At 72.7% G+C, this 17,280-nt stretch carries 2 protein-coding genes; both read right to left on the reverse strand.

The genetic code is table 11. The features are described from left to right. Position 1: 1 nt before the first annotated feature. Positions 2–9,430, reverse strand: a complete 9,429-nt coding sequence (locus ACFU7Z_RS08065; RefSeq protein ID WP_380776966.1) for a neuraminidase-like domain-containing protein — start codon at positions 9,428–9,430, stop codon at positions 2–4. 67 nt (positions 9,431–9,497) lie between these two features. Then, positions 9,498–16,823, reverse strand: coding sequence for a SpvB/TcaC N-terminal domain-containing protein (locus ACFU7Z_RS08070; RefSeq protein ID WP_380776967.1), 7,326 nt, complete (start codon positions 16,821–16,823; stop codon positions 9,498–9,500). Positions 16,824–17,280: the final 457 nt, after the last annotated feature.

The following is a 17,280-nucleotide window of genomic DNA, read 5'->3' on the forward strand; positions in this document are numbered from 1 at the left end:
GTCAGGCCGCGCTGTAGCGGACCAGCAGCAGGATGTCCGCCACCTTCGCCGGGTCGACCCCGGGGCCGGCCACGGCCAGGGTCCAGGTGCCGACGGCGGGACCGGAGACGGCGATGTCGGAGGTGGTCAGGTGGGTGCCCGGCGGGACGTGCCACGCGGAGCCCGTCGTGCCGTTGAGCGTCAGGCTCAGGCCGGAGGCGTCGACCGGGCCGGTGCCGACGGGCTGGAGCACGACGGTCGCGGCGGCCAGGCTGAGCGTCCGCGCGGACAGGAAGTAGGGGAAGTGCTGCGCGGTCACCTCGAAGGAGGTCGCGACGGTCCCCGCGCCGCCGCCCGCCGCGGCGGTCACCTGCTGCCAGGCGGCCGGGAAGTCGTGGCGCAGGCTGAACAGGCGCAGCAGGCCCGTGGACGTCGCGTACTGGGTGAGTTCGCCGACGACGCGGCTCTCGACCGTCGCCCGGAACGCACCGTCGTCGAGCGCCGTGTAGCTGAGCTGCAGGACCACGTCGGAGATGGTGTCGTAGTCGAACGCCCTCAGTTGTGTGGGGAGTTCGAGCTTCCACACGCTCTCGACCGCCCCCGAGCCCTCGAACGGCAGATAGCGCTCGTCGCGGAAGTTCAGCTCGAACAGTCCGGCGTCGTTCAGGCCGGTGCTGGTGGCGATGGCGGAGGCGATGTTCGGCTGGACCGGGAGCGTCACCAGGGCGCCGGGCGCGGGATCGGGCGCGGTGCGCACCTCGCTGGCGACGAGGGAGAGCTTCGCGGCGACGTTGGTGTAGGGCCCGGTGACACCAGGGATCGTCAGCCGCACCGACTTGATCAGCCGCTTGTACTGGCCGGGGTAGACCACGTCGAACAACAGCTCCGGCAGCGTGAAGGTGCACTCGCCGGTATCCCGCAGCGCGACCAGTGCCGTGGGGTCGACCACCGTCAGCGGGAAGAACTGGCTGACCTCCAGGCGGCGGGTGTTCCTGGCCATGTAGGCCTCCTCCAGCTGCCGGAGCTGGAGATCCAGCCGCTCACCGCTGAGCAGGCCGGCGATGCCGCTCTCCCAGTTGTCGGGGGCGATGAAGGAAGTCGTGTCGCCCATCTCGAAGGCGTACGCCTGCTGGGCTGCGGCCGCGAGGCCGTACGCGACGTCGTACGCCTGCCGGTGCAGCCGGGTCAGCGTACGGGCCTGGTAGGTGTACAGCCCCAGGCCGCTGAACTTGCCGCGGTAGAACGCGTCGAGCTCGTCCGCCTGGTCCATCTGCTTCTGGTGGACGTCCAGCTCCCGCTGGGCGTACCCGGCGTGCGCCTCGGCGGCCAGGCGCTGCTGCTCGACCTGCCTCAGTTCCTGTTCGGCGAGGGTGAGTTGCTGCCCCCACTCCTGGTATCGGCGGTCGAACCCGGCGCCGGTCGCGGCGGCCGACGCGACGGCCTCCGCGGTGGCGCCGAGCGAGCCGAGGGTCTGCGCCGCCTGGGCCACGCTGTTTCCGATCTCGCGGCCGCCGTAGGTCATGGCGAACGGGCTGCCGACGTTGGGGAACAGGAAGGAGATCGCGGACATCGCGTACAGCGCGGACTCGCCGCCGCGCACCACGGCCGCGGCGGTGCGCGAGTCGGCCTCCAGTTTCTCCCAGCCGGTCAGTCCGGAGCCGATCAGCCCCTGGTAGTAGTCGATCCTGGCCTGGACGAGGGCCTTCTGCTCCTCCAGGGCCTGGAGCTGGTGCTGCGCCTCCTGGACCTGGCCGGTCTTCACGTCCTCCACCATGCGCAACAGGGTGCGTTCGTGCACCGACCGCAGCAGGGTCAGCTCCTCGGCGTCCTTCTTCTCCAGTGCCGACAGCAGGCTCGCGCCGAACGCCGTGACGGTCTGCGCGGACTGCCGGGCGCGCTCGATCACTGAGCCGAAGCGGTACGCGGGGGCGGCGGGTGCCTGGACCGAGGCGACCGCCTCCTCGATGCTCAGGCCAGCGGCCCGGGCGCGGACCAGGTCCAAGGGGTTGACCGGCGGGGCGAACAGCGCGAGTTGCCGGCGCACCCCGCTGAGGTTCATGCAGTTGCGGATCTTGTTCAGCCGGTCCTCCACACGGTCCCAGTAGCCGGCCAGCACGTCGTCCGGCGGCACGCAGAAGACCAGCGTGGTCTGGTTGACAACCTCGAAGGCCGGCAGCAGGTCGTAGGCCAGGGTGTCGCCGCTCCACAGCTGCGCCAGGTCGGTGTTGCGCTGGCTGAGGTCGGCGGCATCGCCGTACGACAGCAGTTGGAGGCCGGTGGTGACGGGCAGGCCCGTCGCCGTGGCCGTCGCGGTGGGGGTGTGCGCGTGCGCGTGGGTGCCGCTCGTGTCGATGATGTCGCCCTGGCTCAGGCTGGTCTGGTAGACCCAGTTCTCCAGGGTGACCAGGAAGTCGGACACGTTGCTCATCTGCGGCCCGATCGCGTCGTACGTCAGCTGCTCGGCCGGTACCACCGGGCACTCGCCGAGCTGGACCGGGCGCGGCCCGAGGATCTCCGAGGCCAGCACGTACAGCATCGTGGCCTCGTTGATCGACTCGGTGGTGTCCTGCGCGAACAGTGAGTCGCCCCAGTCGATGAGGTTGTCGACGAAGCCCATGACGACCGCTTTCTGGAAGGCGACCGGACGCAGACGGGCGATGGCGAAGGGGTTGAAGGGATCGTTCTTGTACGCGTCCAGGGCTGCCGAATCGGTGAGGACGTCCTGGAGCGAGGGCACGGTCAGACCCCTGAAACCCACGTACCGCCAGTTGCGGTCGGCGTCGGTGTCGGAGCTCGTCGGGTCGAACAGCCGCTGGTACCACCACATGGCCTCCTCGTACCGCCCGGCCGCGTTGAGCTGGTGGGCCATCATCCACGGCAGGTGCAGGAACAGCTCCTGGTAGTAGGTGCCGTAGGCGGCGCTGTTCCTGATGTCGACGTGGGCGGGGTCGTCGTCGGGCGTCAGCAGGGCCCAGGGCGCGGTGATCGAGAAGCCGACGCCGTACTCGAGCCCCCAGAAGTACTCCGAGTGCAGGGCCAGCAGGCCCTCCACGCCGTGGTCGGCGTTGATCCGCAGCAGGTCGCCGACGATCGAGGTGGTCAGCCGGATGAGCTGGCGCGGGTTCCACCACCACCGCAGGGGCTGGAGGGGCAGGGAGGTCAGCGCCCGGGGCAGTCTGAGGGACGCCAGGTTGAAGGTCAGCGGCGCCGAGTGCGACCGCCCGGGAACGAGCGCCGCGGCGGGGAGTGCGGGCGCCTCCTTCGCCGGTCCTGCGGTGCCCGCCGTGATCGCCGGTCCCGCGGCGGCCTCCGTGATGGTGGGCAGCAGTGCCGAGACGAAGTGCGAGAAGCGGGGGAAGTCCAGGTAGTGGCGGTCGTGGATCAGGTACTGCTGGTTGTGGACGGGGACGGCCAGGACGGATTCGGGGAATCCGTTGTTGACCGCCTGGATCGGGGAGACGAAGTCCGGTTTGCCGTGCTCGAAGTAGACGTTGTAGTCCGGTACGGGGAAGCCGGTGGTGACGAAGTCCGGCGACGACCCGCCCGCTCCGGGATCGGTGTGGAACATCTCCCGCAGCAGGTCGAAGCCGGCCGGGTCGGTGCCGGAGGACTGCCACACCCCCAGCCAGCCCACGGGTGAGCCGAAGGTCCAGTACAGCCCCATGGCGTGTCCGGTCGGCGTGCCGGGCACCCAACGGTCGGGGTTGTGCAACTGGTTGTGGAACAGGTTCAGTTGGCGGTCGTGGACCCGGTCGGCGCCCTGGTCGAGAAACCGGTTCATGTAGCGCAGGATGATGGCGTCGCCGCTGATCACGGGGTACGGCGTGTTGGCGGTCTTGTCCCCGGGCATGTCGTCGGCGACGAAGGACTCCCACCACCAGACCTGGTTCGGCTCGCCGATCGGGTAGAGCCAGTCCAGTTTCTGCGGCGCGAGCCAGGTGCCGTCCGGCTTCTGCGCGGAGTAGACCAGGCCGACCTTGACGGTGGACGGCTCGTCGTGGGAGCCGCCGCCGCTGAAGCTGGTGTGCTCGGTGGTGACGATGCTCGCCCAGAACAGGTAGAGCTTGCCCTGGAACCGGGTCGCCGAGACCCACTTCCCCTCGATGGGCAGGTCGACGCGCTTCCACGGTGTCCACGTCGAGGTGTTCCACGTGCGGTAGTGGAAGACCGCGGGGTCGGACTGGGTGCGGCCGAAGAAGTAGTACGTCGCCTGGTCGTCGTCGTAGTAGCTGCCGCAGATCCGCAGGCCCGCGACCTCCGCCAGCCGGGTCAGGTAGCGCTGGAAGGCCTCCTCGCCGGTGTCCTTGGTGATGGGCTTCTGCAACAGATCGGCTTCGAGGTCGGTGAAGATGGGCGTCTTGTCGTCCCGCAGGTCCGGGTCGATGTACGCCTCGGGGTAGAGGAACACCTTGCGGTTTGCCTGCCAGACCCGGAAGTTCCTGCGCCACGCCCACTGCTGGGCCGGCACCGCCGACGGTGGCACGTCGACGAGGGTCGCGGAGCCCGCGGGGTCGGACTTCTCCAGGCCGGTCAGGCAGCGCTGGAGGTAGAGCTGCACGCTGGAGATCGCCGACACGACCCGGGAGGTCCTGGCGCATCCGCTCATGTCCACGTCGAGCAGGAAGTAGTCGTAGATCTCGTTGTGGTCGTGGAAGTTCAGTTGCGGCTGGCCGTCGACGAGGAATCCGCACAGGGCGTCGCGCTTGAGGGTGTTGACGCGGTCCTGGTACGGCTCCAGCGCCGCGTCGCGCGCGGTGTCGTCCTTGTACTGCGCCGCGATGGCGCCGGCGGCCACCGCGGCGGCGTCCCGCAGTACCGGGTAGCCGGTGTCCTGGCCGAGCTTGTGCAGCGAGTACGCGTTCACCCCGAGGGTGTGGCACAGGGCGAACACCTGGTCGAGGCGGGCGAGGGCGTCGATCGCGACGGGCGGCAGGCTCGTAGCCGCGACGATGGAGTCGATCAGGCTCTGGTCCACCTGGTGCGTGGCGGCGAGCCGGGCGCGGTCGGCCGGGCCGAAGGTGCCGCCGGCGTCGTAGGAGCTGAGGAGTTGCTGCACGACGGTCTCGGCGTCGACGGCCTGCGTCACCGCGGTCGCCGCGGCGACCTGCGCGCCGTAGGCGGCCACCGCCTGTACGTCGCGCAGGGTCAGGGCCTTGAGGTCGGCGATGCCCAGGACGTGCCGGTTCGCCGTGAGGTAGGCGATGCCCGCGTCCTGCAGCCCCACCGTGCCGAACAGCAGCGCCACCCGCTCCAGCTGGTGCAGCAGGGCCAGCAGGGGGAGCAGCAGGGCCGGGTTGTCCGGCACCGTCCCGGTGAACGGCGCGTCCAGTGCCGCCTGGATGTCCGCCGCGGCGATGTCGTGCGCCGCCCAGACCAGCATCGTGGCGAGCCGCGCGGAGCCGACGTTGAAGTTCGTGGCGAGCCTGGTGCGCAGCGCGTCGAGCCTGGGCTGCGTGCCGGAGACCTGGATGCCGTGCACCAGCGCGGCGGCGGTGGCCGGGTTGTTGAGGTATCCGACGGTCTTGCCGGTCACACCGGTGAGGACGAGTGCGAGTTGGGAGATCGTGAGGGGCGAGCCGGCCTGCCAGCGGTGGAAGGCCAGCAGTTGCTCGATCCGGTCCAGCGAGTTCAGCTCGGCCGTGGCCGGCGGTGGGAGGACCAGGCCCAGCGCCGTGATCAGGTCGGGCACGGTGTACCCGAGCGAGCGGGCGACGAGCACGTGCCGGTACAGCAGCGACAGGCTGTGCCGGTTGAGGGTGGTGTGCCCGGTGGCGTCGAAGGGCAGCTCGTTCTTCAGCAGCGCGAACAGCAGCAGCAGGTCCGTCTCGCTGATGCCGAGCCCGGCCAGCAGCAGCGGTGTCTTGGGGTCGATGACCGGCGGGTTCGTACCGAGCGTGGTGTCCAGCGAGTAGTGGTAGTAGCCGACCGTCGGGTTGAGCGGGAGCGCTGGGTCGGCGGGGCCGAAGATGCCGCGCAGGTCGAACACCGTCTCGTACAGCAGCCGGGCGCCGGGTGCGGTCGGGGTGTTCGGGAAGGCCGTGGAGACCGGCATGTCGGTGACGAGCGCGCACAGTTGCTGCACGGACGGGCCGAGCTCGCCCTGCAGGGCGAGCAGCCGGCCGACGAGCTCGGTCGCCGCCTCGCTCACGTCGCCGCCGACCAGTGCGGCCTGCTGGGCCGACAGCAGGACCAGGTCCAGCTCGTCCAGGGTCCACGACAGCGGCCGAGCGAGCCGGATACGGCGGTGGATGCGGTCGGCGCGGTCGGCGGTCAGGTTCTGCAGCGCCTCGGGGAAGTTCTGGATCTCGCCGGCGCCGCCGCTCAGCTTGACGACGGTGATCTGCGCGAGGTCGGGGTCGGAGCGCGCAGCCAGCACGGTGGTCAGGTCGTCGCGGGAGATGGCCAGGCGGCGTACGAAGTCGGTGACCGGCAGCAGGTTCAGCGTCGCCGGACCGCCCAGCCGCTGGATGATCCCGGCGGGGTCGGGGGTCGCGACGACGGTGGCCTCGTCGGGCGACAGGCCCGTGCGGGCGCGCCTGACCGTCGCGTCCGGCAACTGGAGCACCTGCTGAACGTCGGCCACGGCGAGGCCGAAGTAGCCCAGGTACAGGCCGAGTTCGGCGAAGGGCAGGCTGAAGGGTACCTGGCAGGAGAATTTCTGCGCCGGATCGCTGAGCACGGCGTAGACGTCCGGCTGGGTCGCGGTCAGCACGTGCGCCTGGATCCAGTCCTCCATCACCTGGTCGACGATCGACAGGTACGGCACCAGGGTGTTGGTGTTGTCGCACGTGAGCCGGAGCTTCCACAGGTCCGCACGGCGGTTGCGCAGGTACAGCGGGTGGGTGCTCAGGCCGGGGCCGGTGAAGTACGGCTGGGAGACGTGCTGTTCGGTGAAGTACATCAGGTCGGTGAAGTACGCGGCGGGGCTGAGCACGGACTGGCAGTCGCCGCACGTGCAGTAGTCCTGGGAACCGAACAGTCCGGTGAGGCCGGTGATCCGCAGCAGGTCGTTGACGAAGGTCGGGGTGACCGGTGAGACCGGCAGCCCGGCGAACGGCCCGTTGAGGACGTCCCGGGCCGAGCCGTACGCCTGCGCGACGTTCAGGACGACGTCCTGGACGCGGGCGTAGACCATCCGGGCGGTGCCGACGTCCAGGCCCCCGCCGCCGGTGGTCGTGCCGCCCAGGCTGTGCGGGCCGCCTGCGGAGGTCGCGCCGCCCGGTCCGTGCGGGCTGAGGGTGGCAGTGACCTTCGCGATGAAGGAGGCCTCGGTGTGGGCGGCGATCCGCAGGGCGGAGTCGAAGCCGGCCCGGGCGAGGGCGGCACGGGTCGCGGTGTCGTGCCCGATCGTCAGCAGCCGCTGGTGGGCGGAGAGCCTTCCCAGGACGGCGGGCCGGTCGGCCTCCGGGACTCCGGTCCAGTTCAGCCCCGCGGCCCCCGCGCCGGTGGCCAGGTCCAGCCGGCGCAGGTCCAGGCCCGGGTTGTTCTGGTACACCGCGGTCAGGTGGTCGTCGCCGGGGGCCAGCCGGGCCGCCAGCGCCTGGGTGGGATGGGTGTGTTCGAGGTTGGCGACCAGGTTCCGGGCGTAGGCGTCCGGGGTGGTGCCCGGCGGGAGGGGCCCCGGCGTGGCGGTGATCACCTGGGTCCAGCGCGCGGCGTCCCAGCCGGCCAGGGTGAGCGGGGCGGTGGCGCCCTGGCTCACCAGGGTGTGCAGCAGGCCGGTGTGGTGGTCGGTGAGCCGGCCGAGGTCGAGGATGCCGCTCAGCGAGGCGGCCTCGGCGTCGGTGATCGCACCGGAGGAGCGCAGCGCGTCCAGCGTGTTGTCCTGCGCGTCGAACAGTCCCGTGCTCTGGGCGGCCGCGGCGCCGGTCGCGGTCTGCGACAGCCCCGCGAGACCGGCGAGTTCGACCACGATGCCCTGCTGTACGTCGCCGAGCAGCAGCGGGTTGTCCCGCACCGGCGCGTCCAGGTGGAGGAGGTCGGTGACGGTGACGGCGCCGGCGCCCGGGGCGGGCTGGGCCGCGATCGTCCGCGCCAGGGCGGTGGCTTCGGCGGTGAGCGCGGGAGAGGCGGCGATCCCGGTGAGCACGGCGCCCGCCACGGCCGCGACGGTCACGCCGGCGTAGTCCTGCCAGCGTGCGGAGGACAGCGCCGAGGCCAGTGCGGTCTCCAGGGCGTCGGACGGCGTGCCCGCGCCGTTCACCAGGGCGGTGACGGCCCCGGCGAGCGCGGCGTCGAGGCGGGCGTCGACGATCGGCTCGCCGCCGGCGTGCCGGGTGTCGGCGTACCGGACGGCGGGGTCGGCCAGCTTCGCCGCCTGGCCGGTCGTCGTGGACCGCGCATGGGCCGCCGCCTGGGCGATGAGGTCGCCGAGGTGGGCGGCCTGTGCGGCGAGTGCCGACGGGGCGATGCCCTCGTTGACGGCCTTCTGCAGGGCGGCGGCGAAGTCGGCGGCCGGGTGCCCGGCGAGGCCCGGCCAATCGGCGGGCAGCTTCTCGCGGATCAGGCCGTAGAACGCCTCGGGCGGGATCCCGGTGACGCCCGCGGCGACGGCGTCGGTCACCAGCCCCGCCGCCTGGATCAGCGCGGTGAGCCGGTCGGCGGCCGCACCGGTCTCCCCGAGGAGGAACTCCAGGTCGGACATGCGCAGTTGGCCGAGGCCGGCCGGGCTCGGATTGTCGACGAGCTGCTCGACGACCGCGGCCAGCCGGTCCCACTCGGAGGGCTGCCCGGCCATCGGCCCGGTCACCACCAGGTTGATCACGGCCTGCGGTGGCGCGTTGAACATGGTCGGCGAGGCCGCGACCACCACGCCGGCCGCGTCGCGGACCCGGACGATCAGGTCCGCCGATCCCAGCTCGACCCGGGCGAACTGCGTCCGGTTGTAGTGGATGGTGTACATGCCCGCCGCGTCCGTGCGCGTCTCGTTCGGGAAGCCGGGGGCGAACGGTCCGAGCGGCTGCTCGGTGCGCAGGTCCCGGTCCACGGCTCGGATCACCGCGTTGACGACCGGGGCTCCCTCCGGCCAGGTGACCTGCCCGGACACCGTGAGGTCGTCAGCGACGGACGGGCCGTGCCCGTCGCCGGGCCCGTGTCCGCCGTAGCCCCGGCCGCCGTAGCCAGGGCCGCCGCCCTGTCCGCCCTCGCCTCCCGCGCCCGTGGCCGCCCCGCCTGCGGCGGCCGGTCCGGGTGCGGCGGGGCCTTTCGGCCCGGTCGGCAGGTCGGGTGGGAACGCGAGGACGGCACCACCGTCGTCCACCACCCACTCCCCGGGCGGGCCGAAGCCCCGCCCTGGCTCACGGGTCGCCCGGTGGGGGCCCCGGTGGTCGGTGGACGACGGCCCGAGGATCGTGGACTCGGTGCTCTGCGGCGGCCCCGTCACGACGGCGGCCCGCCGGCCGAGCCGCGACCCGGCCGCCACGGCGGCGGTCCCACGGACAACGGTGGACATGACTCCCCAAACTGATCTGTGTGGTGCGCGGACGTAGGAAGGGCGAACGTGCCGAGCGGGGGTGCCGCTAGACCATGGGCAGACTCGGATCGAACGTCTGCTGCGGTTCCGGCTCGACCGGCGGCGCGGCCGGGGCGGCCTTGGGTGCGGGCCGCACGGGCGGCCGCGGGGGCGGGGGCGCGACCGGCGGCGCGGGCGGCGCCTCGGGCACGGGCTCGGGCGTCGGCGCGGGTCCGGGTGTGGGCCCTGCCGGGGGCTGCTCGGCCGCGCCCTGAACGACGGCCTTGCCGATCGAGTACACGATCCCGGCGATGCCGAACGCCTCACCGACCGGACCCGGGATGGCACCGCCGAAGTCCAGCAGGGCGCCGAAGTAGTCGCCTTCGCGCAGGTCCTCCAGGCCCATCCCGATGCCGAGCGCGATGCCCACGCCGGGCACGAGCAGGGCGCTCTTCTTGAGCGCCTGCTCGCCGATCCGCTTCAGGGCGCCCTCTCCGGCCTCCTCCAGGGCGTGTTCGGCGGCGCGTTCCGCGGCGTGTTCGGCCGCGCTCTCGACGGGAGCCACGCGGATGCGCGGCTCGGTATCGACCCGGATCCGCGGTTCGGCGTCGACGCGGACCCGCGGCTCCTCGACGTCCACCCGCACCCTTTCCGGCGGTTGAGCGGCGGGAGCCTGCGCCGGGGCCTGGGCAGGGGCCTGCGCGGTGGCCTGGGCCGAGGACCGTGCGGCCTGCCAGCGCCGGTAGACGTGTTCCTTGGCGTAGTTGTCGGAGGCATTGCCCCAGTAGCCGCTGCCGGCGTCGCCGTGCGTGGCGAACTTCATGTTGTAGGGGTGCTCGACGTGGACGGCGCTACGGACCCGCGGGGCGCCCTTGCCCATGCCGCCCCGGCCTCCGCCCGGATTGCGCCACTTGTACAACTTGTCGCCGTGGCGCTTGAGCATGGTGCGGTGGTGTTCGAGGATCTCCTTCGGCGTCTTCCAGGCGTCCTGCCCCCAGCGCGGATCGATGGGCTGGCCGGGGTGGAGCCTCTCGATGATCTGGCGGGTCTCCGCGTCGAGCGGGGTGGTGCGCATCCGCAGGTCGTAGATGAACTCCTTCCCCCGGCCGCTCCCCGCCCGCCCGGTCGGGTCGGCGAAGTTCACCGGGTCGCCGGAGACGTACGCGTACAGGTTCAGGCCGTCGGTGAAGCCACCGGGGTCGGTGCTGATCCAGCGGCCCAGCCAGCAGGCGTAGTAGCGGGCGCCGTAGTAGTACAGGCCGGTCTCGTCGTCCTTCTCCTTGCCGTTGTAGCGGTAGCGCTTGACGCTGACCTGCGCCGCACCCGCCGCCAGCCACAGCGAGGTCGTGCCGTAGGGGTGGTACTCCTCGTACGAGATGACCCGGCCGGTGGTGTCCGTCTCCAGCAGGCTGGAGCCGAGGCGGTTGTTGAACTGCAGACGGACCGCCGGCGAGCGGTCCGAGCCCGGATCGTCGGTGTCGACGGTCACCGTCTCGACCAGCGCGGTCCGGCCCTCGCCGTCGCCGATGTGCACGGTGGTCCGTTCGAAGACGACGGCCCCGCCGCGCCGGCGGCGGAAGACCTCGTACCCGCCGACGTAGGTCCGCTCCTCCTGGAGCCCGCCGATCCGGGTCACGGTCTTGCGCACGCGCCGCCCCGTCGCGTCGTACAGGTAGGACGCCCGGCCGCCGCCCCCGAGGTCCACCGACCGCAGTTCGTCGGCATGGTTCCACTCCAGTGCGCCCGGCAGGTGGGCCATGCCGGTCGTCCGGCCGTTCGCGTCGTAGCGGAAGGCCGCGGAGCCGGCGCTGCCGGCCGGGTCGCCGGGCCTGGTATGGAAGAGCAACCGGTCGGACGCGGTGTCGTTGGTGTAGCGGCGGGTGAAGCTGCCGTTGGGCCCGGCGCTGTGCACCAGGGTCAGGGGGTTGCCGGCCGGGTCGTAGGTGTAGTCCTGACGGTAGGTGCGCAGCGCCTGGGCGTCGTTGGGGTGCGGGAGCGGCGCGTACGCGGGCTCGGTGCTGTCGGGCTGGACGCCCAGGCTCGCGTGTTCGCGGCCGGTCGCCGAGCGCAGCCGGTAGACGGGATCGTAGGTGTAGCGGGTGACCGGGGCGGCGACGTTGCCGTCGAAGAAGACGGTCTGCTGGGCGGCGTCGGTCACCTCGACCAGGTTCCCGGCGGCGTCGTAGGTGTAGCCGAGGTCTTGGAGCGCGGTGGGCGATCCGCCGCCGGTGAGCGTGCGCAGGCCGGTGAGGTTCGAGGAGATCGGGTCGTACGTGTACGTGGTGACGATGCCGTCCGCGTAGCCGATCAGCCGCCGCCGGCGGTGGGCGTCGTGTTCGACGTCGGTCACGATCGGGGTGACGGCGGTCGCCGTGCCCGGGAAGGCGTCGACGGCGGCGAGGAGTCCGCCCTCGCCGTAGCGGGGCGCGACGCGGGTCCCGTCGGGGAGGGTCTGCAGGACCGGCCGGTTGAGCGCGTCGTAGGCGGTCGCGGAGGTGAGGACGTCGGTGGTGTCCAGCAGGGGCGCGGCCAGGGCGTCGAGGTCGGCGAGCGGCCGGCCGTGCAGCGGTGACCAGTCCGGCGGGGTCTCGGCCTTGGCGGGGGTGCGGGAGGTGGAGAGCAGGTTGCCCTTGAAGTCGAAGGCTCCGGCCTGGTCCAGGCCGCCCTCGTCGTAGTGCCGGTACACCCGCCCGAGCAGGTTGAGGCTGACGGCCTGGGGGTGCGACTCGCCGTGCACGGTGAGGTCGGCGAGCCGTTCGGTGCTCGCGCCGGCGGCCAGCACCCAGGTCTCGGCGGGGCGGCGCAGCGGGTCGTAGGTGTAACGCACGGTCGTGCCCACCGCGTCCCAGGCGCGGAGCGGGACGCCGGAGCAGTCGGTGAGCCGTCGCCGCTCGCCGGAGTCCGCGGCGGCCGTGCGCAGCACCCGGTTGAGCAGGTCGTGCGTCTGGTCCACCGCGCGCACGCCCCGCGCGTCGGTCACGGCGAGGGTGTTGCCCTCGACGTCGAGGACGGCAACGGTCTCGTACACCCCGTCGGGGCCGTTGTCCTCGCGGGTGCGCACGGTGCGGCCGAGGGTGTCGAGGACGGCGACGGCCGGGGTGTTCGCGTAGGCGGCGGCGAGCTGGGCGGCCCGTTGTTCGGCGGGCGGGGTGCCGGCGGCCTGTCGGTCGGCGTACCACCGGCTGGTCAGGACGGTGTCGCCGGGGTCGCTGCGGGTCTCCTCCCACGGGGTGAACGCGGTCGTGTCGTAGGTGCCGTCGGGGTGGTCGGTGCGGATCAGCCGGCCGAGCGGGTCGTAGCGCAGGATGTCCGTCACGCCCTGCTTGACCAGGACCTCGGCGTCCTCGTAGTCGACGGTCGTGGAGAAGTAGGGTTCGTAACTCTCCACCGGCAGTGCCTTGTTGTTGTAGACGGTGCGGCCGCTTCCGATCCAGCGCGGCGCGGTGCCGGTGTCCACGGGCACCGCGTGGCCGTCGGCGCCCAGGGCCTGGGCCGGACCGGGCTCAGCCTGCGACTTGGTCATCGCCACGCGGCCGAGGCCGTCGGTGTAGACCCGGCTGCGCTGCCAGGGGCTCGCCGGGTCGCCATGCCGTTCCCGTGTCTCGACGTGCGCCCAGACCGGTCCCCCGTGGGTCTGCCAGGCGTCCAGGCCGTAGGTGTAGACGGTGCCGGGCAGGGCGTCCGGGTCGCCGTCGGTGCCGGCAGCCTTGCCGGTGGTCCAGGTCGCGGTGATCAGCCCGAGCGGGTCGAACGCGCAGTGGCCGCGGTTGCCGTTGGGGTCGGTGATCTGCCGGGGCGCCAGCACCCGGTAGTCGTTGTCGACCGTCGTGACGAGCGTGTCGTACGGCGCGGTCCGCGACGCCCTGCTCGCCGTCGTCAGCAGCCGGTGGCTGTCGTAGTCGATGGTGGAGGTGTTGCCGAACGGGGAGGTGTACGACACGGACAGCAGGAAGTCCGCGCCGTAGCCGTGGACGCCCGAGGGGGCCCACCACAGGCCGTCCTCCAGGACGTAGCCGCCCTCGCCGGTCAGCAGCGGGGCGTCGACGAGCCCGCCATAGGCGGCGGTGAGCAGCCCGGGTGTGAAGGCGAGCCGGTAGGACTGGTGGGGCAGTGCGCGGGCGCCGGTGAGGCCGAGCGGCAGGGGCGCGGTGAGGTCGTCGGACCAGTAGCGGGTGCGCTGGCGCTCGATGCACCGCCGCTGGACGACCCGGGCCGCGGGCTGCTGCTCGTAGGGGATCTCGACGGCCGCGGCGAAGGCCGCGCGCAACTGGTCCGCGGTGTACCGGTGGCCGCCGGGGGCGGGCAGGCCGGTGATCTCGTGGGCGATGACCTCGATCGGTGTGCCCAGCCGCAGCACCTGCGCGGTGTCGGTGTTGTCGATGGTGGCCCTCACCCAGGTCACCGGGACGGCCTGCTGTTCGGCCACGGCGGGGGTACGGCGGGCGTAGTCGACGGCGGCGCTGGAGGTCACCGAGCCGTAGGCGTCCACGTCCAGGGTCAGCGAGTGGGCCACGCGGGGATCGGCCGGGTCCCGCTCGTAGTGGCGGAGCAGCACTTCGGCCTCGTAGGTGGTGAACGCCGCCCACGCCGCCCACGGCCGGTGCGGCGCGGGTGTGCCCTGGACGGCGGGCTCGGCGGCGGGCTGGAGGCGGCGGGCCCGGTGGGACTGCTCGGAGACGCTGTAGGGGTGGACGGCCTGCGGCGTGCCGTCGTCGGCGTAGATCTCGGTGCGCAGCGGCGCACCGGTCAGCGCCCGCAGGGCCTGCCGGTACTCCTCACCGCCGGTCACGCCGTCGAACGTCACGGGCGGCAGCGGGTCCGCCGCCGTGTCCCCGTTCCAGCGGCCGGTCAGCACGTCGGCATAGGCCCCGGTGTGGAACCACCGTCGGGTGCGCACGGGGGGTACGTCGAGTTCGCCGCCGGGCGCGGCGAAGGTCTCGGCGTCACGGGTCTCGACCATGCCGAAGCCGCGGAACTCCCTTTCCACGCCGTCGAAGTAGCCGTGCCGGTAGCTGTAGCCGCAGGTGTGGTCGGCGGCCGAGACGGCGTCGGTGATCCGGTGGAGGGCCACCACCGGGACGGGGAAGGGCAGGCTGGTGACCCAGTGGTCGGCCGGGTCGGCGGAGGCGCGGTCGGCGAGGTAGTAGCGGGTGGAGGGGGCGTACTCGACGCGGGTGCGGGCGCCGAAGTTGTTGCGCGCCTCGCACAACAGGTGCGGCTTCCAGCCGGCCAGGCGGGGATCGCCGTCCGGCAGGCCGGTGTCGGTGCCGTGTGACAGGTCCAGGTACTCGACCCGGCCGCGGTCCAGGGGCGAGGACCAGACCAGGCAGGCGGTGCCGGTGCCGAGCAGGTCCACCACGTCGGCCCGGCCGAGCCCGTCCACGGTCGGGAACGCCCCGAGCGACTGTCTGGGGCCGAAGCCGTTGCCCGCGAGGTTGCGCCACCAGTGGACGTCGTCGCGGCCCAGGTAGAGGAGGTCGGCCGGCCCGGTGCCGTCGATGTCGGCCAGCCGCACCCGGCGCGGGTCGAAGGTGTCGGCGAAGTCGAAGACGGGGGCGCCGTCCATGGTGACCTTGGCGCCGAAGCGGCCGTGGCCCAGCGCCGGCCAGTAGCAGACCTCGCCGTCGCGGATCCGCACCATGTCGCTCAGACCGTCGCCGGTCAGATCGGCCGTGAAGACCGTCCGGGTGGTGTCCACCCAGGTCAGCCGGGGTGCGCGGGTCTCGTCCCAGGGCAGGGTCACCTGCTGCCGCGGGCCGTAGCCGTCGCGGCCCGCGCCGCGGTTCCACACCAGGCCGTCGCCGGTGCCCAGCAGCAGGTCGGGCAGCCCGTCGCCGTCGAGGTCGACCTGGCGCAGGCCCGGGTCGTCGAAGTCCAGGACGGGGGTGGAGCGGAAGGGCCGGAACGGCGACCAGCCGCCGTCCTCGCGCAGCGCCGAGCCGAGGCCTCCGGGGCCGGCGTCGACCAGGCTGAGGCGGCCATCGCCGGTCAGGTCGGTCAGTCGCAGCCGTCCTTCGCCGCCGGGCGCCGCCATCCCCGGCGAGGGCGCCGTCACGACCTGCTCGGGCGGGGCGAGCCGGCCGCCGCCGAGGTTGCGCTGGTACCACCACGCCCCGGCCTGCCGGTTCAGGGCGCCGGGAAGGCCCTCGCCGTCGAGGTCCACCCAGTACGGCCCGTCGCTGCCCTCCGGTGCCGGAACCGCCTCGACCCGCCGGGCCTCGGTGTCCGGCTCGGCCCTCGTCCAGCCGAGTTCCAGCGGGGGCAGGGCCGCGGTGCGGTAGTCGCCGAGCGTCGGATCCCAGTCGTAGCCGGTGTGGGTCACCGACACGAGTTCGGTGGCCACGGCGTCAGGCGCGAAGGTCAGGTCGGTGGAGGCCACCAGCCGCGGGTTGGGGCCGCCGGCGAACTCCTCGGGGAAGTCGTGGAACATCATCACCCGTCGGCACAGCCGGCGGGTCCTCAGCTCGAAGCCGGCCCGGTGGTCGGAGAAGGCGTCCTCGCGCACCGGCCAGGGCCGTACCTCCAGCGGGGCCCGGTCGTGCTCGCCGTAGTCGAGGACGACCAGGAAGCAGGACGGATCGGCCGATCCGGGTTGCCGGTTGCCATAGCGGACGCTCTTCAGGTACCGCGTGGCCGGCGGAGGCCCGTCGAGGCGGTGGCGTTCGTGCAGCGCGGAGGGGTCGACGCCGGCCAGGTCCTCGGACTTGTAGGTGTACGTGGTGACGTTTCCGCGGTCGTCGCGGACCTCCTCCAGCAGCCACTGGAAGACCCGCCCGGGATCGTCGGGGTCGGCGACGCGCGCGCCGGCGTCGCGGCCGAACACGCTGGTGACGTTGTCGCGCGAGAGCGTGCGCCAGAACACCTCGCCGACGCCGAGGCGTTCGCAGCGCTCGATGCGGCTGAACGCGGTGTCGCTGCGCGGGCGGAAACGGCCGACCCGGTACGCGGCGCCGTCGATGGTCACGTCGCGGACATCGGGCGACCAGGAACCGTCCGGCTGCTCCAGCAGGACCGGCACGAGATCCTCGGCGTCCGAGAGCAGGTACACGTCGGAGGCGTCGTACCGGGGGACGCCCTTGGCGGTCTTGCGGGAGATCGTGGGGAGCCCGATGTCGAAGCCGAAGCCGAACGTGCCGTTCCCGGCGCCCGATTCGTACCGCAGCGCCAGCCCGGGGCCGCTGCCGGAGCGTCCGGGGCTGAGGGCGAGCGGGACCGACATCGAGCCGGTGCCGCGCGCGGGGTTGACGGTGAACTTCTCGCCCAGCCCGCGGATCGCCCCACCGCCCTTGGGCAGCGACGGGGTCGGCAGCAGCGGCCCGGCGGCGCTGTCGCCGGCCGACGACCCCGAGGGCGCCGCGGTGCCCCCTTCCGGCACCAGGACTTCTTCCGGCACGCTCACCCGGTTCCCCGATTCCCGCGGCCCCGGGAGCCGACTGTCTCCGCGCATGGCCGCGTGTCTGTGCGCATGGTCGCGGCGGGTGCGACCGAGCGCCGTTCGACCTCAACGTAAGGGCCCTCGGGCGGGGCCGCGCGCCGCCATCGCCCGTCCGGTGGTGCGGGAGGCGGCCATTCGGATCACGGAAACGGGGGCCAGGGCTGTGCACGGCGCACAGCCGCCACGGGTCGTCCTCGGCGTTCCGCGGGTGCGGCGGCACGGCCAGGTGCACGAGAGCCGAGGCGTTTCGATTCGGTCGTCGCCGTGCCACCGGGCCATCTCGCGGAGTGCCGGCCGGAATGCCCGGGTGAGGACCGCGTCGAACTCGCGGAACAACGATTCCCCCGCGCCCTTCCTGAAGGCCTGGCCGGGCAGCTTCGCGTCGAGGTCGGGGACGGACGCACTGCGGGACCGA

Source organism: Kitasatospora sp. NPDC057518, from assembly GCF_042802075.1.
Classification (GTDB): domain Bacteria; phylum Actinomycetota; class Actinomycetes; order Streptomycetales; family Streptomycetaceae; genus Kitasatospora.